The sequence below is a fragment of the Paenibacillus sp. sg306046 genome (assembly GCF_059821225.1).
In genome coordinates, this window is sequence record NZ_JCAMRT010000014.1 from 38775 (window position 1) to 59941 (window position 21167).

At 56.5% G+C, this 21167-nt stretch carries 19 protein-coding genes; 7 read left to right on the forward strand and 12 right to left on the reverse strand.

What is annotated here, in order from left to right; translation table 11 throughout:
• Positions 1 to 200: 200 nt before the first annotated feature.
• The 4 genes from AC6ROY_RS15440 to AC6ROY_RS15455 all read right to left on the reverse strand — a co-directional run bounded on the left by AC6ROY_RS15440 (position 201) and on the right by AC6ROY_RS15455 (position 5599).
• Positions 201 to 1340, reverse strand: coding sequence for a response regulator (locus AC6ROY_RS15440; RefSeq protein ID WP_500101465.1), 1140 nt, complete (start codon positions 1338 to 1340; stop codon positions 201 to 203).
• Positions 1315 to 4374 carry a hybrid sensor histidine kinase/response regulator gene (locus tag AC6ROY_RS15445; protein WP_500101466.1) on the reverse strand — a complete coding sequence of 1020 codons (3060 nt, stop codon included), beginning with the start codon at positions 4372 to 4374 and terminating at the stop codon, positions 1315 to 1317. Before AC6ROY_RS15445 ends, AC6ROY_RS15440 begins: the two co-directional genes overlap by 26 nt.
• Before the next feature lie 323 nt (positions 4375 to 4697).
• Positions 4698 to 5198 (reverse strand): DUF4183 domain-containing protein, encoded by a 501-nt coding sequence (locus tag AC6ROY_RS15450; RefSeq protein ID WP_500101467.1) that lies wholly within the window; start codon positions 5196 to 5198, stop codon positions 4698 to 4700.
• 17 nt (positions 5199 to 5215) lie between these two features.
• Positions 5216 to 5599 (reverse strand): hypothetical protein, encoded by a 384-nt coding sequence (locus AC6ROY_RS15455; RefSeq protein WP_500101468.1) that lies wholly within the window; start codon positions 5597 to 5599, stop codon positions 5216 to 5218.
• A gap of 281 nt (positions 5600 to 5880) precedes the next feature.
• Here AC6ROY_RS15455 and AC6ROY_RS15460 point away from each other — a divergent pair, with 281 nt between their 5' ends.
• The 3 genes from AC6ROY_RS15460 (at position 5881) to AC6ROY_RS15470 (ending at position 8193) form a co-directional block, all read left to right on the forward strand.
• Positions 5881 to 6294, forward strand: a complete 414-nt coding sequence (locus tag AC6ROY_RS15460) for a DUF4183 domain-containing protein (RefSeq protein WP_500101469.1) — start codon at positions 5881 to 5883, stop codon at positions 6292 to 6294.
• A gap of 149 nt (positions 6295 to 6443) precedes the next feature.
• Positions 6444 to 7412: a 3'-5' exonuclease gene (locus AC6ROY_RS15465; protein WP_500101470.1), complete on the forward strand. Its 969-nt coding sequence runs from the start codon at positions 6444 to 6446 to the stop codon at positions 7410 to 7412.
• 13 nt (positions 7413 to 7425) lie between these two features.
• Positions 7426 to 8193 carry an exodeoxyribonuclease III gene (locus tag AC6ROY_RS15470; RefSeq protein ID WP_500101565.1) on the forward strand — a complete coding sequence of 256 codons (768 nt, stop codon included), beginning with the start codon at positions 7426 to 7428 and terminating at the stop codon, positions 8191 to 8193.
• A gap of 167 nt (positions 8194 to 8360) precedes the next feature.
• On the opposite strand, the gene AC6ROY_RS15475 is transcribed toward AC6ROY_RS15470, so the two are convergent.
• The 4 genes from AC6ROY_RS15475 to AC6ROY_RS15490 form a co-directional block, all read right to left on the reverse strand.
• Positions 8361 to 9899 carry an extracellular solute-binding protein gene (locus AC6ROY_RS15475; RefSeq protein WP_500101471.1) on the reverse strand — a complete coding sequence of 513 codons (1539 nt, stop codon included), beginning with the start codon at positions 9897 to 9899 and terminating at the stop codon, positions 8361 to 8363.
• A 40-nt stretch (positions 9900 to 9939) separates the two neighbouring features.
• The gene (locus AC6ROY_RS15480; RefSeq protein WP_500101472.1) at positions 9940 to 10812 is read right to left on the reverse strand and encodes a carbohydrate ABC transporter permease; all 873 of its coding nucleotides are present in this window, start codon (positions 10810 to 10812) and stop codon (positions 9940 to 9942) included.
• Between the two features lie 36 nt (positions 10813 to 10848).
• Complete coding sequence (locus AC6ROY_RS15485; protein WP_500101473.1) at positions 10849 to 11805, reverse strand: ABC transporter permease; 957 nt, start codon at positions 11803 to 11805, stop codon at positions 10849 to 10851.
• Positions 11806 to 12153: 348 nt separating this feature from the next.
• A complete protein-coding gene (locus tag AC6ROY_RS15490) occupies positions 12154 to 14511 on the reverse strand; it encodes a helix-turn-helix domain-containing protein (RefSeq protein ID WP_500101474.1) in 2358 nt (785 codons plus the stop codon).
• Between the two features lie 152 nt (positions 14512 to 14663).
• Here AC6ROY_RS15490 and AC6ROY_RS15495 point away from each other — a divergent pair, with 152 nt between their 5' ends.
• On the forward strand, positions 14664 to 15383 hold the full coding sequence (locus tag AC6ROY_RS15495; protein WP_500101475.1) for a YebC/PmpR family DNA-binding transcriptional regulator: 720 nt from the start codon (positions 14664 to 14666) through the stop codon (positions 15381 to 15383).
• A gap of 275 nt (positions 15384 to 15658) precedes the next feature.
• Here AC6ROY_RS15495 and AC6ROY_RS15500 read toward each other — a convergent pair whose 3' ends face one another.
• A complete protein-coding gene (locus AC6ROY_RS15500) occupies positions 15659 to 16417 on the reverse strand; it encodes an MBL fold metallo-hydrolase (RefSeq protein ID WP_500101476.1) in 759 nt (252 codons plus the stop codon).
• A gap of 120 nt (positions 16418 to 16537) precedes the next feature.
• Between AC6ROY_RS15500 and AC6ROY_RS15505 the strand changes: the two genes are divergently transcribed.
• Positions 16538 to 16951 carry an Lrp/AsnC family transcriptional regulator gene (locus tag AC6ROY_RS15505; RefSeq protein ID WP_500101477.1) on the forward strand — a complete coding sequence of 138 codons (414 nt, stop codon included), beginning with the start codon at positions 16538 to 16540 and terminating at the stop codon, positions 16949 to 16951.
• Positions 16952 to 17041: 90 nt separating this feature from the next.
• On the opposite strand, the gene AC6ROY_RS15510 is transcribed toward AC6ROY_RS15505, so the two are convergent.
• Positions 17042 to 17617 (reverse strand): Crp/Fnr family transcriptional regulator, encoded by a 576-nt coding sequence (locus AC6ROY_RS15510; RefSeq protein ID WP_500101478.1) that lies wholly within the window; start codon positions 17615 to 17617, stop codon positions 17042 to 17044.
• 144 nt (positions 17618 to 17761) lie between these two features.
• Positions 17762 to 18277, reverse strand: coding sequence for a GNAT family N-acetyltransferase (locus AC6ROY_RS15515; RefSeq protein ID WP_500101479.1), 516 nt, complete (start codon positions 18275 to 18277; stop codon positions 17762 to 17764).
• 308 nt (positions 18278 to 18585) lie between these two features.
• Here AC6ROY_RS15515 and AC6ROY_RS15520 point away from each other — a divergent pair, with 308 nt between their 5' ends.
• Positions 18586 to 19740: a GNAT family N-acetyltransferase gene (locus tag AC6ROY_RS15520; RefSeq protein ID WP_500101480.1), complete on the forward strand. Its 1155-nt coding sequence runs from the start codon at positions 18586 to 18588 to the stop codon at positions 19738 to 19740.
• Positions 19741 to 19984: 244 nt separating this feature from the next.
• The gene (locus AC6ROY_RS15525; RefSeq protein WP_500101566.1) at positions 19985 to 20125 is read left to right on the forward strand and encodes a hypothetical protein; all 141 of its coding nucleotides are present in this window, start codon (positions 19985 to 19987) and stop codon (positions 20123 to 20125) included.
• A gap of 19 nt (positions 20126 to 20144) precedes the next feature.
• Here the strand turns inward: AC6ROY_RS15525 and AC6ROY_RS15530 are convergent, their stop codons facing one another.
• Positions 20145 to 21044, reverse strand: a complete 900-nt coding sequence (locus AC6ROY_RS15530) for an AraC family transcriptional regulator (RefSeq protein WP_500101481.1) — start codon at positions 21042 to 21044, stop codon at positions 20145 to 20147.
• Between the last annotated feature and the right edge of the window lie 123 nt (positions 21045 to 21167).

Here is a 21167-nt window from a genome sequence, read left to right on the forward strand (position 1 = left end):
ACCCGGCCCTGCCGGGTACTCGCCGGACAGAAAAAACCTGGCGTCAGGGCCAGGTTTTCCTCCGTGTCTATTGCGCTTGTATGTATAATGCTTATTCCCCTTTATGATCCGACACGCGGCCTCCTATTGTTTGATCCGTTGTGCGAAGTTATCTTCCACATCCCGCTGTCTGCGCTTGCTGTCACGGTGCCATACCCGCCTTACAGCTGCTTGCTGTAACGCTTGATCAGCGTCTGCAGCAGCGGCGCAATTTCCAGTCCCAGCTCGTCGCTCACCTGACGCTGCAGCTGCTCGATCACCCGCAGCACCGCCCGTCCATTTCCGGACGCATCCAGATGGAGCAGCAAACGGTAGTAGTGCATATGCGCATAAGGCTCAATCTGAATCAGCTTGCGCAGCAGCGCTTCGCGCTGAGGCCCCTGCAGCTGCATAAGCAGCTGCTCCAGCACCTGCACATAAGCCGTGCGCAGCTCGTCACGGCGCTCCTGGGCCCAGCGATAGTGATCCGTCTCCATATAATCTCCGCGATACAGCACCAGCATCTCCTCCGGATCGGCCGTACGGGCCTGACCCAGCTCCGCTTCCAGCCGCTCCACGTCACTTGTGATGCCGTCCACACGCATCATATACCGTTCGTCGGCGAAAATGACCATCTCGTGCCCGTCGGCCGATTTCAACGTATGGCGCAAATGGTACATCGTGGTATGAAACAACGCCTGCGCACGGTCTGCCGCAAGCTCCGGCCAAAGCGCATCCAGAATATGATGGCGGTACACCGGCTTGCCACGATGATGCCATAGAAAAGCAAACAGCTCCTTCGTCTTGCGTGTGCGCCAGGTCAGCAGCTCCTCACCCGCGTACAGCTCCAGACTTCCCAGCACGCGAAGCTTCAGCGTGCGCTGATCTGCCGCCGGCTTCGCTGCCTGGTCCGGCGGCGCAGGCTGCGCCGGGTCGGAAGGAGCGTGGACAGCCGACCCCATCGAAAAGGCACGGTAGCGGCGCAGCAGCTTCATCAGCCGTTCCTTCGATACCGGCTTCAACAAGTACCCGCGCGCATTCAGATCAAAGGCGTGCAGCGCATATTCCTTGTACGCTGTCACGAAAATAATATCAGCGGCTTCATGTCGCTGCTGCAGCTGCTCTGCCGCTACCAGCCCGTTTAGCCCCGGCATCTCGATGTCGAGAAAAATGAGATCGGGCTGAAGCACGGTCACTTGCTCCAGCGCCTCCGCTGCTCGCTGGAATTTGCCTAGCACAGCTACACCGCCGATTTCATTCAACAAAATTTCCAGCACGTCAAGTGCAATCGCCTCATCATCTATCAATATCGCTTTGATCATTCTTATCCTCCGGCAGTGTAAACTTGAAGCGGGCTCCCTCGCCCGGTCGGCTCTGGATATCCAGCCTTTGCGCATACAGCATCTGCAGTCGGCGGTTCACATTTCCCACGCCAATTCCGCCATGCTGCGGATTAAGCAGCTTGCTCATCGTGACGGCATCCATCCCGACCCCGTCGTCGTCTACCACAATGTTCACCACGCCAGCCTGATCGCGAAACACCCGGATGTCCACGGTCCCGCCTTCAGGCTTCGGACCGACCCCGTGCCGAACCGCATTTTCGACCAAGGGCTGCAGCATCAGCGGAGGGATCATGAAGTTCAGCTCCGTCTCCAGCCGGTAGCGAATGTTCAATCGACTGCCGAATCGCAGCTGCTCAATCGCCAGGTACGCCTGCACCAGCTCCAGCTCGCTTTCGAATGGCACCCGGCTGCCCTGAAATACAAACGTAAACTTGGCCCGCAAATAAGTCGTCAGATGGTGGATCGTTTCCCGCAGCTTGTCCACGTCTTTATAGCTGAGTCCGACCAGCGCATTCATGCTGTTGTACAGGAAATGCGGTGTAATCTGCGCCTGCAGGAAATCCATTTCCCGGCGCACCGCCTGCTCCGACGACTGCCGCATCGCCAGCAGCGACCTTACCCGCGCCTTCAGCTCCGCCAGCTCAAACGGCTTCTGCACAATATCGTTGGCCCCCGCTTCAAACGAGGCCAGCATATCGCGATGCTGACCGGATGCGGTCAGCATCAGCACCGGCAGCTCAGCCAGGTGATGCAGCTTGCGAATTTCCCGGCACACCTCAAGCCCCGATATGCCCGGCATCATCAAATCCAGCAGCACCAGATCAGGCTTCGGCGACCTGTGCAGCAGCTCCAGCGCCTCGCTGCCGCTCTGCACAGCCTGATACGCGTAGCCAAGCGATGAAACGGCATCCACACAAATCTTGAGGTTCGACCGCTCATCGTCCACGATCAGAATCGTCCCTCCGGCTACCGGCTCAGCGGGCGAAGACACCGGAAAGCTCACCGGCTCCTCCCCGTACACAGAACCGTTCGGCAGCTCAACCGTACCCGCATGTCCGCCAAGTCCGGCCAGCGGCAGGGTAAATGTAAACGCCGACCCGGCTCCCGGCTCGGAAACGACTTCCAGACGCCCCCCTTGCAGCTCAACCAGCTGCCGGGTAATGCTCAAGCCGAGTCCGATCCCGGGCCGGTCGCCGACGTCGGCTGCCGACGTCTCGAACGGCTGGAACAGCTTGTCCATTTGCTCCGCTGAAATTCCCCTGCCCGTATCCGCCACGGTCACAGCCACCTCCCCGTTCTGCGCCTGCGCGAAAATGCTTACAGCGCCCGCGTCGGTGAACTTGAGCCCGTTCTCCAGCAGATTGTACAGCACCTGACGCAGCCGGTTTTCATCCGCCAGCACCAGCGGCAGGCCGGGCGGAAGCTCGTCCAGCAGCTTCACCTGCTTGCTTCGCGGGATAATCGCCAGCATCTCGAACACCAGACGTGTCGTCACCCGCACATCCACCGGCGTCCGTTGAATACGCAGCCGTCCCGCTTTAATCTGGGACATGTCCAGAATATCGTGAACAAGCCCTGACAATCGGCGTCCGACCAAATTAAGCAGCTGCACATTATCCCGATGCTGCGGACTGAGCGCTGTCTCCGTGTCATCCAGCAGCAGCTGCGACAGGTTGATGATGCCATGCAGCGGCGTGCGCAGCTCATGCGACGTTTTCGCCAAAAACTCATCCTTATGACGGTCCTGCGCCAGCAGCTGCATGGACAGCTGCTCGTTGCGTGCGAAAGCAAGCTGCAGCCGATGCGAGGATAGAAACGCCAAGGAAAATACAAGCAGCACCGGCGTCACAATGATGAAATACGGGTGATCCAGCCCCATCTCATACCGGTATTGCGTGGAAGCCCACATGACCATCAAAAACAGGATGCTCAGCACCAGAATCGCCGACACGTGCAAGCTTTTGCTGCGAAAGACGGCATAAAAAATGATGACAAAGGTCACGGTCTGCAAAAACAGATTCAGCGGCATCGTGTACACCAGATAGTCGTTCGGAATCAGCACGGAAAACAAACAATAGACATAAGTAAACCGGCGCAGCAGCCGGAACATCCGGTTATCCGGCTCGTCCAGAAACCTGTACACATACAGGCTGAACGACAGAAACGCCATGTACGAAGTAACGAACAGCAGCTTCTGCAGCAGCTCGAAGGGCATATTCGGGACAAGCACCGCTGCCAGAATTTCATTGTCGATACTGAAAAACAGACCTGTCATGGCGCAAAACAAGCTCAGATACATCAAATGCCGCTCCTTGCGCCACTGTCTGAACATCCCGGCAAAATAAAGCGCAAAAACCAGCATAGTCGTCAGCAGCGCCATATCGGTCAGCCGCGCATGATCGCGATGCGCCCTGACCTGCTCCGTCGGACCAAATTCCGGCGCCTGCTTCAGCCCTCCCTGGAACAAAGCCGGGCTCCCCACCTGGATGACAATTTCCACACGGTCCGAGTCGAGACGCTGCGTCCCGAAGAACGGCAAATTGCTCGGCACAAATCGCTTCATGTCCAGTGAAGGAACGCCGTTGCCGCCCACATCGTAGTCGTTCATAAACCAGCGGCTCGACATCCGGGTTTTTTTGGCCCGCACGCTGTACAGGCCCGGTTCATCGACTTGCACGGTAAGCCGGTATGTCCCGACCCCGTAGCCAGGGCGGCCATCGGTCATGACCTGATTCGTCCAGCTCCCGGGTACTTCGATCAGCTGCTTGATAGCAGGCAGCGACGGATCATTGCGGAAGTCGTCCGGCGTCAGCAGCCGGTCCGGATAAAACTCCCACTGGCCGCGGAGCGGAAGGACGCCTTGCTCCGCATAGTTCCAGCCCCGGGCGTCAAGCAGCCCTTCCCTGGCAGGAAACAGCCCGTCCTGCGCGTGAAGCCATTGAAAAATAAGCACACCGGTAGACGATATCAAGACGGTAAGCATGACAGTAAGTATCGTGAGGGGTTTCGTCATCGTCCTGTCCTCTGCACAAAATTTTATGTTAGCATAGATAACACACTATCCATCTATTGTAGCAGGTTATGCCGAATCACTCACTCCCAAATTGCAACAATAACCCGACATGCTTCGCCTGCGAGTCCGAAAGCTGGCGGACGCAGCGATGGGGCGGGGCAGCTAGGCGCTGCCGCCCCCGGTTCAAGCGTCCGCCTCCAGCGCGTCGGTGGGGCTGCGGCTTGCGAGGCTGGCTGACTCTTCATCCTGCTGCGATCCGGCAGCGCCGTTTTCGCTCGCCGCTGCCTTGTCGTCCCCATACCCTTAGTGGGCTGAGGCTCGACTCACCCCTGCGGCAGTACGCTAAACTGCACGGTTTCCACAATAACCGGTGTTCCAACCATCAGCTGCTCATCGCCGAGATACAGCTCCAGCTCCGCCTGCGTCAAGCCGTACAGACGACCTTCCTGCAGCAAGCCGTTGATAAACAGGTGGGCATAGCTATTCGGCTCGCCCACGCCTGCGAATTCGGTCGCCTGCTCCCCTTTGTCATTGGTGAACACTGTTGCCGCAAGCACAACCACCTCGTCCAGTTGCTCCTCAGCCAAATAAAAATAACGCCGCACGGACGGGATGACGAGAAATTCGGCAGCCGGGCCCGGCGGACCCTGGGTGCCCTTCGCTCCTTTTGGCCCACGCAGGCCGCGCAGGCCCCTCGCCCCTCGAGCGCCTCTCGGTCCGCGCGGACCGGCCGGACCGCGAATGACTCGCGGCCTGAACCGGCAGCGCGGCCGCTTTATTTTCGGCGCGCACTTGCGGCAGTCTTCAGCTGCTCTGACCGTCACGACGACCCGCGTCCTCGTCAGGCAGCCGCAGCCGCAGCCGACTGGCCGCTTGTCGCTGCCGGAGCTGCGCCGGACGGCGCTTGCAGACGTGCCGCCGCAGCTTGATGCGGCACGGCACAAATCCAGCTGTCCGCTGCGCCTGCAACAGCGACCGCCAGCGCCAGATTTGCCCCGCGTCGCACGATGACCGCAGCATTCATCACGGCCCGGTTGCTTTCGACTACCGCTTCCACCGGACACTCTCCACACCGCCCTGCTCCCGGCTCGCCACGGCTTCGCTCGGCCGCTACCTTGTCCGAGCACGCTTCGCACCTCCTCACGACCCTCGCCGCGCTCAGCCCGCCTTGGCCTCGCTCGCCTTCCGCAGTCGGCCGTTCCCTGTCCGGCCTGAGACCGCACACGGCTTCGCTTTCCTTCAGCTGGCTTCCGCGCACTGATACGCGGTCGGCACGAGGCCATTCTTTCCCGACCTCCTCGACGACTCATCCTGCTCACCTCCTTTCTGATGCTTCTAAGCACACCATATGCAGTGTATGTCCTGACGCATTGGACATTTCCGACAAAATCTGCATAATTGGACTGGATTGCCGTTTCCATATGGAGCCTAAGCGCATCTACTACAATATGATCCTGCTCACCAGGGTCATCACTATAACGGCCAACTAGAAAGGAGGAATTCATAATGCCCGTTATTAAACCCGTCTTTACAGCAACCGCTTCGGCTCCCGTCGCCAGCGGAGGCGTCATTACAACCAACGTCGCTCCTGTAGCTTCCCGGTTTTTCGCTTCCATTACGTCCGGTATGATTGGTGCGGACGATACGACGATCCCAGCCGCCAGCTTCGTTAATGACAGCAATGGCCCAGTAACCGAACTGCCGACCGTAACCTCCAACGACTACTACAATGTGTACATCAACGGCATGCTGCAGCAAGCAGGACTCTCCGAACTGTCCACCGCCAGCCTTGTGCTGGACGCCACCAACATCGGAGTAGGCGTGCCTGTGATGCTTGAGGTATCCAGCTTCTCCGACGCGTCCTCCGTCCAGACAACACCGCCTTCCATCTCGGCGCCGACCATCACTATCATTACCTGATCGCCGACGGGCTTGCCCGCAACGCGGCGGCAGTCAGGGGCTGTATCTCCTTGATGGGGATACAGCTTTTTTTCGTCGAAATTTGTAGACGGTTAATCTTATTTGATAGAATGGAGGATAAGGGCTACAAGATCGGGAGGTCGTCGATAGTGGATTACATTGTATTGGACATTGAATTTAACGGGCGAAAATTCGCCAGCGAGCTGCCGATGGAGGTTATCGAGATCGGAGCGGTTCGGCTGTCGCCTTCTCTGGAAGCGATCGACGAGTTCACAGCACTCATTAAGCCGGTTTATTTCGCCAAGCTGAACAGCTTTATCAAGAAAAAGACAGGCATTCCCCAGGAAGATATTGATCAAGCCTCCGGCTTCGTACCGGTCATCAAGCAGTTTACTGCCTGGCTGAAACGCAGCGAATCTTGCCTGATCCTGACTTGGGGCGGGGAGGACATGAAGCGGATCGTGCAGGATACGCGGATGCACAAGCTGGATGACAGCTATTGGATGAGCACGCCGTATTTCGATTTGCTCAAAGGGTACACCCGCTACAAAAACGTCACCAATGACGTTAGCGTCGAAGCCGCGCTGGCGGATCTGAACATCGTTGCGGAAGGCTCCGCTCACCGCGCGCTTGATGACGCCCGTATGACCTCGGAGGTGTTCCGCCGTATTTTCCCGGCGCTTGATCTGGGACGGGCGCAGCTGTACAAGGACTCGTTCTCGAATGCGAAGGAGCGGCGGCTGGTGAAAAACGCAATTCGCGCCATGGTCGCCCAGAAGGTCGCGCCGGAATGGGAGCGAGTGGTCGAGCATTACCTGACCGGCAAGGTGCCGCTGACCGATCCGCGAAAGGTGCTGGAGCTGCAAGCGTATTTCGAAGCAGAACGTCTCGCCAAGCCGGCAACGCCCAAAAAACCGGCGGCTGCGCCGGCCCAGACGGACGTGGGACACGCTCCTGCCGCACACGTGCAGACGGCCTCAACCGATCCGGCGACCAGCCAAGGCTCGCACACGCCGGCGGAAGTCGCCGAAGACGCTGCCCCGCACACAAGCGCGAGCGACGCCGCAAGCCTCGCCTCACCGGTTCCGGCCAGCCCGCTGACCGGACCGGAAGCGTAAGGGGCCGCCGATGATCAAGCTGATATCGTGGAATGTCAACGGCCTGCGGGCTTGTGTGAACAAAGGCTTTTACGACTATTTCGCCGCAGTGGACGCCGATATTTTCTGCATTCAGGAAACGAAGCTGCAGGAAGGCCAGATCGTCCTTGAGCTGGACGGAGCCTACCGCCAATATTGGAATTATGCCGAGAAAAAGGGCTACTCCGGCACGGCCGTATTTTCGCGGCTCCAGCCCCTATCTGTCCGGTATGGGTTGGAGGAGGACCATGAGCCGGAAGGCCGGGTCATTACGCTGGAGTTCGACTCCTTCTACCTCGTGAATGTGTATACGCCGAATGCGCGACGCGATCTGTCCCGGCTGGATTACCGGCTGGAGTGGGAGGAGCGCTTCCTCCGCTACCTGCTCGCGCTGGACAGCAGCAAGCCCGTCATTGTATGCGGCGATCTGAATGTCGCCCACCAGGAGCTTGACCTGAAAAACGCCAAGTCCAACCGCGGCAATTCCGGCTTCACGGACGAGGAACGCGGCAAAATGACGGCGCTGCTGGAGGCAGGCTTCGTGGACACGTTCCGGCATTTTTATCCTGATCGCGAGGACATTTATACGTGGTGGTCCTACATGCCCAAGGTGCGTGAACGGAATATCGGCTGGCGCATCGACTACTTTCTCGCCTCAGCCCGGCTGCGCGATACGCTGATTGACGCGCAGATCGACTGCCATATTACCGGCAGCGACCATTGTCCCGTGCTGCTGACGCTGCATCCCCCGGCTGCGGACTAGCTGGCTGCCGCCAACGTCGGCACTGGATAAATTCGGTACGTCACCGCCATCAGGCCGACAGGATTGGCCCACGTCCCGACAACCGGCAGGACTAACCAAGAAAAGAAAGCTCCAACCCGTGCGAAACGCCGGGTTGGAGCTTTCTTTGCCTGGAATGAATCCTTTATTTATTTCTTTTGCTTCAAATAAGCAGCCTTGTACTCTTCCTTGATTTTGTCGCCGCCCGCTTTTTTCCACTTGTTCAGTTCCTCTTGGTAGCCGGCTTCGTCCAGCTTGTTCATGATGAACTTCGTTTGCGCGTCCATCAGCATCTGATCCAGCTCTTGCCCCCGCTCGGAGAACGTCGCGGACTTCAGGTTCACAGCCGGGTTGGAAACGATGTATTTGATGCCTTCCGACTCCATTTTTGTTCCCTTTTCGCCAATTGGCACATCCTTCAGCGGTTTGACGTTGTAGCCTTCCAGAATCGTCAGGTTATCGCGGTAAGGCTTCACTTCACGCTGGAATACATTGAAGCCGTCCGGCGCGATAAACTCGGTGCGATCGTCCGTTGTATTCTTGAAGTGCGTGTTTTCGATACCGCGCAGCAGCAGCGTGGACATTTCAGGGTCCATCAGCTTGTCGAGGAAGCCCATAATTTGCTTGACCTCCGCCTCGGTTTTAACCGACGACTTCGGAATGACGAAGAAGCCGTTATTGCCGTTCTCCGAGGAAATGCGAATGCCTTGCGGCCCTTCAAAGCTCGCTACATCCACCACCGCGGACGGGTTCGTTTTGTTCAGCCGATCCTGCTGGCTTTTGCCGTTCGTCGCAACGGCGAAACGCATCGCCATGCGGTTTGTATCGAACATTTTCTCCGCTTCACTGTAATCCAGCACAGCGAAATCCTGGTTAATCAGATTTTCCGCATACAGCTTGCGATACAGCTTGAGTACGTCGGTAAATTCCTTCGTATCATGCTCAGGCGTAAAGTTGCCGTCCTTGTCGACGCTCCACTTGTTGATCCCGCCCATCATAACGGCGAAGCGGGTCAGCACCGAAGCGGCGCCCTGATTGTACGTTTTGTACAGCATCGTACCGTACGTGTCGTTTTTGCCGTTGCCATCCGGATCATTGAGCGTGAGCGCTTTCAAGACGTTGTAATATTCATCCAGCGTTTTCGGATACGGCAGCTGCAGCTTGTCGAACCAGTCTTTGCGGTATACCATCGCGCCGCGTCCCATGTTGCGATACAGCGGCAAGCCGTATAATTTGCCTTCTACCGCAATGTTTTGATAAAACTGCTGGTTCTGCGCGTTCAAGTTTTTGAAATCCTTCAAATAGGGTCCGATTTCCCAGAACAGTTGGGATTCGATCGCGTTTGTTACAGTCGGCTCCTGCGTAACCCGGAGCAGCTTGGGCATTTGATTGGAAGCAAGCATGACGTTAATTTTGTCTTTGTAAGCCGAAGACGGAATCCATTGAATGTCCAGCTTCGTGTTCGTATACTTCTCAAGCGCCTGCTCGACTGCATTGCCTTTCGCCGGAATGTCGCCGACCTGGGCAATCGCGATGCTGAGCGCGAGCGGCTCCTTGCTTTCCGGAGCTGGCGTTGCCGTCCCCGTTGTTCCGGGAGTAGGCGCTGCCGTGTTGCTGCAAGCGACCGATGTGAGCATTGTACCTACCAGAGCTGTGCCTACCCAAACCTTTGTTTTGTTGCGAACCATAATAACCCCTCCTGATATATGGTATATCTAAAGGCAGCTTTCACCCTTTAACCGAGCCGAGCATAACACCCTTGGCGAAATGCTTTTGCAAAAACGGATATACGATAATGATCGGCAAAGTTGCGAATACGATAACAGCCATTTTGATCGTAAGCGGCTGGATATCCAGCTCATCAATACTGGTGTCGCCGACGCGGCTGTTTGCACTGATGACGATTTCACGCAGCAGCACCTGCACCGGCCATTTTTCATTGTTGTTGATATACATGATGGCGTGGAAAAACTTGTTCCAGTGATCGACTGCATAAAACAGACCGAAGGTGGCGATTGCCGGCAGCGACAGCGGAATAATGATGCGGATCAAAATACCCAGATCGTTGCAGCCGTCGATTTTGGCAGAGTCCTCGATGCCATCCGGCATTTGCTGAAAGAAATTTTTCAGGATAATCAGGTTGAACGCGCTGATCGCAACCGGAACCATCAGAGACCAGAGGGAGTCAATCATGTTCAGCGACTGGACGACGTAATAAGTCGGGATCAAGCCGCCGTTGAACAGCATCGTGAACAATACGGCGAGCAGCATCAGCCGGCGTCCTTTCAGATGCGGGCGGGACAGCGGGTAAGCCAGCAGCGAGGTAAGCACCAGATTGATGAACGTACCCAGCACCGTTATATAAACGGAGACGCCCAAGCTGCGAATCAGCGTGTTGGTCGAGAAAATATACTGATAGGCGGCCAGTGAAAACTCTTTGGGGAACAAGATAAAGCCGCCTTGAGCCACGATATGCGGCGCGGTGAAGGACACCGCCAAAATATAGATAAACGGAACGATACTGACCAGTCCGATGATGCCCAGCAAGGTGTAGTTGGTCCAGTCAAAAATGCGGCTGCCCAAGGTTTGATCATGCTTCATGATGGTTGCTCCTTTCTGCCTTCCGACCCGCCGGGTCTAATATACGCCTTCCTCACCAAAACGTTTGGCCAGCCAGTTCGCGCTGAGCACCAGAATCAGACCGACTACGGACTTGAACATGCCGACCGCCGCGCTGTAGCTGAATTGGCCCTGCGTCAAGCCTTTCACATACACATACGTATCGAACACTTCCCCGACCTCGCGGTTCGTTGGCGTAAGCATCAGGTAAATATGCTCAAAGCCTGAATCCAGGAAGCTGCCGAGGCGCAAAATAAGCAAAATAATGATCGTGCTGCGAATCGCAGGCAGCGTTACGTGCCAGAGCTGCCGCCACCGGCCGGCTCCATCCATACGCGCCGCTTCATACAGCTGCAGGTCTACTCCGGCTAACGCCGCGAGAAAGATAATGGTCCCCCAGCCTACTTCCTTCCAAATCGACTGGCTGACAATCATCGTCCGGAACCAGTCGGCTTCCATCAGAAACGCAATTTTTACGCCGAAGACCGCAAACAGCAGCTCATTGATCGCGCCGCCTTCCGTGGTGAACAGGATGTAGAAAATCCCGACGACAACTACCCAGGATACAAAGTGAGGGATGTACACCAGCGTCTGCACAAACCGCTTGAATCTCTCTCGTCTCACTTCATTTAACATCAATGCGAGTATGATGGGCAGCGGGAAGAAAAACACCAGGTTATATACAGCCAGCAGCAGTGTATTGCGGAACAGCATCCAGAACTGCTCTTCGCCGAAAAACCGTTCGAAATGCTTGAGCCCAACCCACGGGCTATTGAGAAACCCAAGATGCGGCTTGAAATCCTGAAAAGCCATGATGAGGCCGTACATGGGTACATACTTGAATACAAGAAAGTAAAGTAAGCCGGGCAGCGCCATCAGATAAAGCCAGCGGTCTTTCAACAGGTCACTGATCACCGGCAGCCTGGCGGACAGCTTGCGGGGTGTCGTCAGCTCCTTCTGGGCTCGGGAATTCATAGGGTGCGCCTCCTTGTCTGCGTTCAGTTCATTTAGGTTAGCTTGTCACTGGGTCAGCTTGTTGCTCCAGGTCATCCCTGTTCATTCAAGCCCGGCATGTTCGGGCCGTCTGCATGCTCTTATTATGTGTCCGCAGCCGGGAACATGCTATACACCGCAGCTAACTTCCTAGCCCGAAAACCCGGCTAAGCCCGCCGCTGTAAGGGTTTTCAAGCAATCGACTAGCAGGCTATGCACCGCAGCAAACCTCCTGTTACCCGCAGACAACCAGACCGTTTACCGCAAAAAACCTCTGCCTGCTGGAGCTGTAACACGCTCTGCTGGCAAAGGCTTCTGGCTTAATCGGAGTTAGGTATTGCGCTGGTTATGCTCACGGTATTGTCCCGGCGTCATGCCGACGCTTTTACGGAAAATGCGAATGAAGGCGGTCGTGTTGGAATAATTCAGCTTCTCCGCAATGTCCGCTACCTTCAAACTTGTCGTCTCCAGCCATTCCTTGGCCAGCGACATCCGGTAGTCAGTCAAGTATTCACTGAAGGTCATTCCGGTTTCTTTCTTGAATACACGCCCAAGATACACCGGATGAAAATTCAACTCGGCGGCGATCCCCTCCAGCGTCACCTCCTGATCGTAACGCTTCTGGATCGCTTGAATAATGGTATGCGCCAACCCGACATAGGCTGATTCGGCCTGCTTGTTCAGAAACTGGCTGACAGGCAAGATGACGCTGCGCTTAAACCAGTCGCCGATGTCGTCCAAGGTGTTCAGCTCCATCAGGCGCGCATACGTCACTTTATCGTCCAGCACCTGATGCACATCCCCGCCCTGCTCCTGGATCGCCTGGTATAGCCGGGCCAGCAGCTGCAGCATCAGCACCGGGTAATCATTCGTACTGAGCCGGCTTTCCCGCAGCACGGACACATACCGGTCCATCCACTGGTTCGCCTTCTCGTGATCGCCGAGCTTGAGGGATTGGATCAGCTGATCCTCCGTCCATTTAATTTGCGTGTAGACGCCCGCGGCCATATGGCCGTTTCCTGTACCCGCTTCATCGGCACATATAATCAGCCCGCTGCCCAAGTGGATGCGGTCCTTCAGCGCCTCCAGACATTGATGGTACGCGTGTACGGCGTCCGACGCATGGGTGAACGGACGGCTAATGCCGAGACTGACGGTAACCTGCAGAAATTCCTGCACCTTGGCCTTGATCTGCTCGGCAAGGCTGTAGACGTATGCCCGCAGCTCCGCCTCATCCTCCAGCTCGCTTGCGATCAGCGTAAGCTGCGACTGGTGCAGCAGCACCGGGCTGAAGCGCTGCGCGGCCGGAATCAGCTCTCCGACCATATTATGAATCGCAAACAGCAGCAGCTCGCGGTCATGCTCGCGGTAACGCGTTTCCTGAAGCGCATCAATTTGCAGCGTCAGCACGACCAGCTGCTTCCAGACCTTCGGAAAGCCGTAGAAGCGGCTGCGGTGCGCGAAGTCCTGCTCAGACAGCTGCCCTGCAAATAACTTCAGCATCAGAAATTCCTGCAGCTGCGGAAATTGGTCCTGCAGCTGCCGCAGCTGCTGACCCGCGCTGAACAGCACATGGAAGCGCTGCTCCAGCGATGTAAATTCATCCAGCGTCCCCGGCTCCCCGGTGGACACCGCCCTTGTCATATCGGCGAGCCTGCGAATCGGCGAATACATACGGCGGCTGATCGCCCACGCCAGCAGCCCGACCACAACAAATACAACGCTGCTCGCGACCAGCGTACCGATTGCAATTTTACCGGTCTGACGGTTGATCTCGCGCAAAGAAATCGCATACACATAAATCCAGCCGTTGTACGGAGACTGGCGGTAGGAGAACAGCATGTCCTGCCCGTCTGCTTTGCCGTGGAGGCTTCCGGACACAACAGCCGTTTCCTGAATGTGGTTTTTGATTCGCTGGTTCATCTCTCGAAACGGTGCGGCCGCTTCCGCATTGGGCGCCAGAAAGTCCACTCCGTCCTGATCCAGGACGTACAGCTGCCCAGGCTGCCCGTTTCCTTTATCCAGCAGCAGGTCCCGCAGCCCCGGCTTGAGCAAGCCGAGCAAGAGGAAGCCCCGCGGCTGCTGGGTAAACGGCAAGATCGGCAGCTTCAGCACCAGCCGGATGCTTTCAACCGTCGCTGCTGTTCCCGGGCTTCCCGCTGTCCCTGCAGCCCCTTCTGCGGACTCAGGCGTATAGCTCGTATCCCAGAATAAATTGCTTGGCTGACGCGCGTACTGAGGCAGCTTCTCCTGGATGAACTCGGGCAGCTCGCTCCGCTTGCCGAACGTGGCAAAGCTAAGCGCCCAATCATGCTCCTCGTCCGTCAAGTACGCCTCGCTGATGCCCAAAAGCGCTTGCATACTGTTAATGCCCGAATAAAGCCCTTGCAGTCGATTGTATTCATCCACGCCGAGCGGTCCGCTCAACGCGGAAACGACGGTCGGCGACGTCACATACTGGATTGCGCTCTGCTCGGTCTTTTTTTTGAGCTGCTCCATATGAAGCTCGGCCTGCACCAGCAGCTGCATGCTGCTGTCCTTTGTTTTCTGCTCCACATCACTTGCCGCTATATAATACGAATACCCGCCCAAGGCAAGTACCGGAATCGCGCCGATCAACAAGCTGAACGCCAGCAGCAGCTTCAGGTATCTGGGAATATGTCCTCTCTTTTTCAATCCTGTAGGCATGTCCGCATGCAACTCCTTGAGGAATGTCTCTTTAAGTATACACGTTAAGATACGCCAGCACACGTTTATTATGGGGAACACACAGACTGTCCATCCGGCCGTAAAATCGGTTATACTAGAGAAGAGAATATGACAAGGAAAGCAGGTTCGAGATGGGGCGCAAATGGAATAATATCAAAGAAAAGAAGGCATCCAAGGATGCCAACACAAGCCGGATTTATGCCAAATTCGGTCTGGAAATTTATGTGGCGGCGAGAAAAGGCGAGCCTGACCCCGAATCGAACCGGGCGCTGCGGGTCGTGCTGGAGCGCGCCAAAACGTATAACGTGCCGAAGGCGATCATCGACCGCGCGATTGACAAAGCGAAGGGCAGCTCCGATGAAATTTACGAAGAGCTGCGGTACGAGGGCTTCGGTCCAAACGGCTCGATGATTATCGTAGACGCGCTGACCAATAACGTGAACCGCACAGCATCCGCCGTACGCGCCGCGTTCAGCAAAAACAGCGGCAACATGGGCGTAAACGGCTCGGTTGCCTATATGTTTGACGCAACGGCTGTCATTGGCGTCGCCGGCAAATCGCTGGACGAGGTGATGGAGATTTTGCTGGAGGCGGACGTCGATGTTCGGGATATCGAAGAAGAGGAGGACAACATTCTCGTGTATGCCGAGCCGGATCAATTCCATGCGGTGCAGGAAGCGCTGCAGCAGGCAGGCATAACGGAATTTACGGTCGCCGAGCTGACGATGCTCGCTCAAAACTACGTGACGCTGCCGGAAGAGTCGCTTGCTCCGTTCGAGAAAATTATTGACACGCTGGAGGATCTGGAGGATGTTCAGCAGGTGTACCACAACGTGGAGTTTGAGGACTAAGCGACTGCCGCTCCGCTAGTAATCTTCCACCAGAAACGCGGCGGTGGATCGACCGATTATCCACGCTCACGGCTGGACAGGAGGACGGCCCGCCGACTCTGGCCTGATAAGCCGGGAATGCTTGCTCGACAAGCTTCCCGGCTATTGGCGCGCCGTCAGGCATATCCCGGCAGCCGCAGCCGGACGGCAACCGTATCGGTTTCCATCCTAATTTTCACAATGGACACTGTCAGAAGCTGACGTGGCGAGACTGCGCGTGGTTGTCGCGTATTTGCCTAGAAGGTCAAGGTCTCCCCGTCCGCCGGCACGATCACACGCTGCTCCAGTCCCTCGTCTGCGAGGTATTGCCGCAGCTCCTGTCTGGACAATAAGCAATGGTTAACCGCCTCCATATGCGACACAAGCACCGTCGCCCGCGGGGCGGCCAGCTGCGTCTGCCGGATATTCTCCTTGCCCATCAGAATCGGATCGCCCTGCAGAAACTGCGCGGCTCCGCCATTGACCACGATAACGTCAGGACGGTTCGCCTCGATGGCGTGCTGCACCTCCTCACACCAGATCGTGTCTCCCGCCACATACAGAGTCGGCTCCCGGTCATGCCGGAGCACGAAGCCGGATACCTTGCCCATCAACTGACCGATTTCTCCCGTTCCATGCTGTCCGTACGTACGGGTAATCCGAAGCTCCCCCAACTCCGCTGACGGCGTAAAGCAGCTCACATCCGTGAAGCCATGTGCGCGGATTGCCTGTGCATCCTGCTCCGTCTGGGCCAAAATCGGCGTGTTCCTGGGCAGCAAGCCAACCGCCGCAGCGTCAAAATGATCCAGATGCAGATGTGTCACGATAACCGCGTCTACAGGCAGCAGCTGCTCAGCGGGGAAAGGCAAGCTGACGAGCGGATTGCTCCGCTCCGCATTCGGCGTATTGGGAAAAGCCGGGTACTCGCCCTGTTCGGCCAGAAACGGATCAACTAACAGCTTACGGCCCCCATAGCTAATCAGCAGGGTCGCATTACGGATTTGGGTGATGTTCATCGATCTGAGCCTCGCTTTCAAGTTTCTTACAAATAGGTTACTATCGAGGAGGCGGCTTGCACATAGCCGGGATCACGAATATGGACTGAAATACTTGATTTATGAAAGAGGTTGGTTGCGTTGCTGGACCATACGGACAAGCGGATTATCGAGGAGCTGGACAAAAACGGGCGAATTTCCATGAAGGAGCTGGGCAAGCTCATTCATATGAGCGGCCAGGCAACGGCCAACCGGGTAAGCCGGCTGGAGGAGGAAGGCGTCATTGAAGGCTATACGATTCGGCTGAATGAGCAGAAGCTCGGACGCCCGGTTCACGCCTTTATTCAAATTTTTATGCGGGGGCTGTATCATCAGCCTTATTTGGCCTTTATCGAGCAGCAGGCAGCTATTATCCATCACTACAAAGTGAGCGGCGAATGCTGTTATATGGCCGAGGGCCGGTTCGCCTCCAACGCCGAGCTTGATGACTTTCTAACCGAACTAAATGAGCACGCCAACTACAAGCTGTCGATCGTGATTCGCCAAAACCGTTGATGAGCGCGGCCCACCCTCGTCGAGCCTGATCGCGGGGGCGGGCGTTGTTCAGACAGACGGATTTGGCAGCAGGACACAATGCGATGCGGCCTACTCTGCCCTTGTTTTGATACGGCTCAGGGAGACTGGGCTAATCCCCAGAAACGCCGCAATCTGGTATTGTGGAATCCGGTCCTCAAGACCGGGATACTTTTGCAAAAACAGTCGGTATCGCTCCTTCGCGGACAGTTGAGTCAGCTCTCGTTCCTTCTCGGACTTGCTGATGAACAGCTGCTCGGCCAGCCGCCGACCGAATCTTTCCCAGCATAGATGGCGATCGTAGAGCAGCTGCACTGTTTTTTTGGAAAACATGGCACAACGGCTGTCCTCCAGCGCTTGAATCGACATGGAGCACGGCGCATCGGTTAAAAAGGAGCGGTAGTCGGTGAAAAACTGCCCTTCCGCAATAAAGCTTTTGATATACTCGGCTCCATGCTCATCCTCATAAAAAATCCGAAACAGTCCCCGATCACAGTAATACACCTGCTCGCACGCTTCGCCGCTGCGCAACAGATGCTGGCCTCTGCCGACCTGCTTCCAGCCAAGCTGCCGCTCGAAAAAAAGCCACTCCTCCTCCGGAATCGCCGTGTACCGCTGAAGCGCTGCCAGCAAGGCCTCGTTGCCCATCCGATCCCCCTCCCGCCAAAGTGTCCATTCGTCATTAACCTGGGTTAATGAGCATCCGGCTGCTTTCCATCTATACTGACTCTAACATAACCTGAGACCAACCAGGCTGCTGGCATTCCGTTCAAGCGACGGCCTAACCTGCTTCTAATTTGCAGAGAGCGTCTTATAATACAGATTCGTCGCATGCAGCTGTCCGTTGGCTGACTGGGCATAGCCGGGAATTTGTCCGGCGAGCGTGTAGCCCAGGGATACATACAGCCGGTTGGACGGATCGCCTTCTCGCGTATCCAGCACGAGCAAGGACCGCCCCTCTCCGGCGGCGCAAGCCTCCGCCTGCTGCATCAGCGCACGCCCCAATCCCTTGCGCCGCGCGTCGGGATGAGCCATCAGCTTGGCGACTTCCGCCCGGTGCCGACCGTTAGCCTTCGCGCACAGCTGCACCTGCACCGTGCCGACGATCCGCTCATCAAGCTTGGCAACCCATAACCGCACGTCACGGTCTACCACCTGCCTCCAATAAGCATCGGCTTCCGCCTGCGCCAACGGAGGTAAAAAACCAATCGAAGCCCCATCCTCAACAACCGCAATCAGCAGCGCTGACAAATGCTCAAGCTGTTCCTCTACCGACGATACCTGCTCCATTGTCCACTTTTCAGCCAAATGTCCCACTCCATTTCTCCGACGTCCTGGTCGCATGTCTGACCCACACATAATATACATAATTTCCCTTTCATTCAGCATAACACATTAAATCTGCAGCTCGCTACCCTGCGGAACAGACCTGCGGGCCAATCGCTTTTAGTCTGGAATTTTCGGACTGCAGCGCACGCGGTGACATTTACTATACGGAAACTCACCCTTGCCGCACGCAAGCAAGCTTCTCCATAATGAAATCAATACCCTACGGAGGAGTGACGCTGCTTGACAACCAATGCCCCCGGCGCCAAGCAACAACGATGATCTATTACATGAACCCCCTTCATGGCACAGAGCTGACCCGCAATCACTTTGCTGAAGCAGCAGGACGATTTGACGAATTAAGCCATCACCTCTCGATCCGGGGCGTTCTGTCCGGGGTTATTTCCGGTCGGGTATTCCTGTCGAGCGACAGTCTAAGCGCCGTCTTAACAAGTCCTCAAGGCATTTTTCTCGGGGGCACGCCAGCTAACAGCGCCTTTTTCACAGAAGTCAATCTGCTGCTGGGCAAGGAGTTGCTGCCGAACCTCGCGTCCCGGGGACAGCTGGATTACGTGCTGTTTTATCCGGCGCACACAGATCAGGACCGCTGGGAGCACACCCTTACACTAGCGATGCAGGATTTATTGCCGCTGACCAGCGGACGGATGACATTTACGCATGATCTGAGCCAGGTTGCCGACAGCCTCGACGCCCCGCTGGTTCCGGTGGACAGCCGCTTGCTGCAGCGCCATGATGTGGCTGGACTGGATGACGTGCGCGAGGAAATTCTCAACGGCTGGCCGTCCCTGGAGACGTACGAGCAAAACGGCTTCGGCTGCGCGGCGATTCAGGATACCGGCGACGGGCCGGCGGTGATCAGCTGGTGCTTAACGGATTGGGTCGTCGGGAAGGAATGTGAGCTTGGCATTGAAACGGCTGAGGAGTACCGAGGAAAGGGCTGGGGACGCCGGACAGCGGCAGGCGCGCTTGTGCTCGCCAAGCAGCGCGGAATGACCCGGGTCGGGTGGCATTGCTGGTCCAGCAATGTCGCTTCACAGCAAACAGCTCGATCCGCGGGCTTCCGGCTGCTGGCGGATGACCCGGTCCGATTTGGCTGGAACCATCCGTTGAACAATTTGCTGATTAACGGAAATCACTATATGCGCGGCGATGCCAAATATGGCGTGGAGCGGGACGAAGCCCGCGCCGCCTGGAGCTATGCCCTGGCGCTTGACCAGGGCTGGGACTGGCGCGGCGACACGGCGCTGTACTGGAACGCGGCCTGTCTGTTCTATCGAATCGGCGAGCGGCAGCGCGCCGTCCACTATTACCGGCAGGCGCTCGCCAAGGGCTGGATCGACATTCACCAGCCCCATGTTCCCTGGTATGCGTACCGGGAAGCGGATAGCGAGCAGCTCGGCCAGCTGCTGGCGGCGGCCCAGTAGCTGCGCGGGCTGCCGGACAGGCCGCGCCTATGTAGTGTATCAGCAACCTTAGAACGGATTCATCCAAATTATGTTAGGAATTTTGGATGGTTTTTGTGTTATTCTTAAACCTGCTGCTTTAAACAAGGAGATATTTTCATGTAAAAAGACTCCGACACTCCTTATGGGAGAATCGAAGTCTTTTTAACCGATTTGGTCAAGCTACCTGCGCCCTGCGCGCACGGATCATCGAAAATATGCTGACCTGGCCGATTATTTAACCGTTGAACGCAGTGCAATGTCCAGAGAACTGCAGCGAATGGCGCAGGACGGATTAATTCACTTTTCGAAAAACCAGTTTGAGCTGCTGGACGCCGGCCAACAGCTCATGTATACACTGAATTAGGCCGCTGCCCGTCCGGGCGTCAGGCTTTCGGCTTCACCGGAATGTAGATGTCCATCTCCAGCAATTCGTTACGGTCGCGCCAGCAGCGCTCGTCATAATATTCAAACTCGGCTGCTGCCGCATGCTCATAGCCGGAGCTCGGGAACCATTCGCTGAATATTGCATTCCAGGTGCTCTGGATGGATTCGGTGAACTGGTCCGGATGAGCCTTGGGCGTTGTAAATACAGCATACGTTTGCTGCGGATAATGACGTGAAACCGTGCCCTCCGGCTGTTCCGCGCCCTCGCGTGCTTCCACGCCGATAATATAGCTGAATTCACCCAATTCCACATCGAAGTCATCGCAAATGCCATACTCCGCATTCGACACGGCCTGTCCGTACAGGCGCTCGCCCATCTTCTCCTGCATGTAGCGCTGCCAGAAAGCCGGAATGTCCCGATTGTTCTGGCCATCGGTGTTGCGGGTCCGGATCGAGTAGCCGATCACCTCAAAGGCCGGCTTGGTTACGATACGATGTTCCATTTGAATTCCTCCTAAATAGGGATTAAACCTGCGTTGCAGCACATTCGCCTTGGCGTAGGCCGGGGGACACAAGCCCCGCTTCCGGTAGTCGCCAGGAGTCATGCCGTACATCTTGCGAAAGGTGCGGATGAAGGTTTCCGGCGTGCCAAAGCCGCAAGCCAGCGCGATATCCAGCAGCCTTTCATTGGTCGTCGCCACGCGGAACGCCGCCTGCACAAGCCTGCGTTTGCGAACGTATTCCATAACGGACAAGCCGACCAACGATTGGAAAACGCGATGAAAATGAAAGGTCGAGAAATGCGACAGCCGCGCCAAATCAGCCACCCGCAGCTCCTCACCCAAGCTGACCTCAATCTCATCCACCACCCGTTGAATCACACTTTCATAAGTCGGCATCCGGCTTACCTCCTTCCTGCTCCAGTGTAACCCGCCATGGATCATTGCTCTTGATGTTTTCTGCTTTTTGTTAGACTTTTCCTTTATTTGCAACGTAGAATAAAGAAAACGTGAACCGGATGA

What these genes read in the sequence shown, in the direction of transcription:
- AC6ROY_RS15520 (WP_500101480.1), top strand. Translation starts at nt 18,586, where the DNA reads ATGAACCCCCTTCATGGCACAGAGCTGACCCGCAATCACTTTGCTGAA.
- AC6ROY_RS15460 (WP_500101469.1), top strand. Translation starts at nt 5,881, where the DNA reads ATGCCCGTTATTAAACCCGTCTTTACAGCAACCGCTTCGGCTCCCGTC.
- AC6ROY_RS15440 (WP_500101465.1), bottom strand. Translation starts at nt 1,340, where the DNA reads ATGATCAAAGCGATATTGATAGATGATGAGGCGATTGCACTTGACGTG.
- AC6ROY_RS15480 (WP_500101472.1), bottom strand. Translation starts at nt 10,812, where the DNA reads ATGAAGCATGATCAAACCTTGGGCAGCCGCATTTTTGACTGGACCAAC.
- AC6ROY_RS15530 (WP_500101481.1), bottom strand. Translation starts at nt 21,044, where the DNA reads ATGCCGACTTATGAAAGTGTGATTCAACGGGTGGTGGATGAGATTGAG.
- AC6ROY_RS15495 (WP_500101475.1), top strand. Translation starts at nt 14,664, where the DNA reads ATGGGGCGCAAATGGAATAATATCAAAGAAAAGAAGGCATCCAAGGAT.
- AC6ROY_RS15485 (WP_500101473.1), bottom strand. Translation starts at nt 11,805, where the DNA reads ATGAATTCCCGAGCCCAGAAGGAGCTGACGACACCCCGCAAGCTGTCC.
- AC6ROY_RS15500 (WP_500101476.1), bottom strand. Translation starts at nt 16,417, where the DNA reads ATGAACATCACCCAAATCCGTAATGCGACCCTGCTGATTAGCTATGGG.
- AC6ROY_RS15445 (WP_500101466.1), bottom strand. Translation starts at nt 4,374, where the DNA reads ATGACGAAACCCCTCACGATACTTACTGTCATGCTTACCGTCTTGATA.
- AC6ROY_RS15475 (WP_500101471.1), bottom strand. Translation starts at nt 9,899, where the DNA reads ATGGTTCGCAACAAAACAAAGGTTTGGGTAGGCACAGCTCTGGTAGGT.
- AC6ROY_RS15510 (WP_500101478.1), bottom strand. Translation starts at nt 17,617, where the DNA reads ATGGGCAACGAGGCCTTGCTGGCAGCGCTTCAGCGGTACACGGCGATT.
- AC6ROY_RS15490 (WP_500101474.1), bottom strand. Translation starts at nt 14,511, where the DNA reads ATGCCTACAGGATTGAAAAAGAGAGGACATATTCCCAGATACCTGAAG.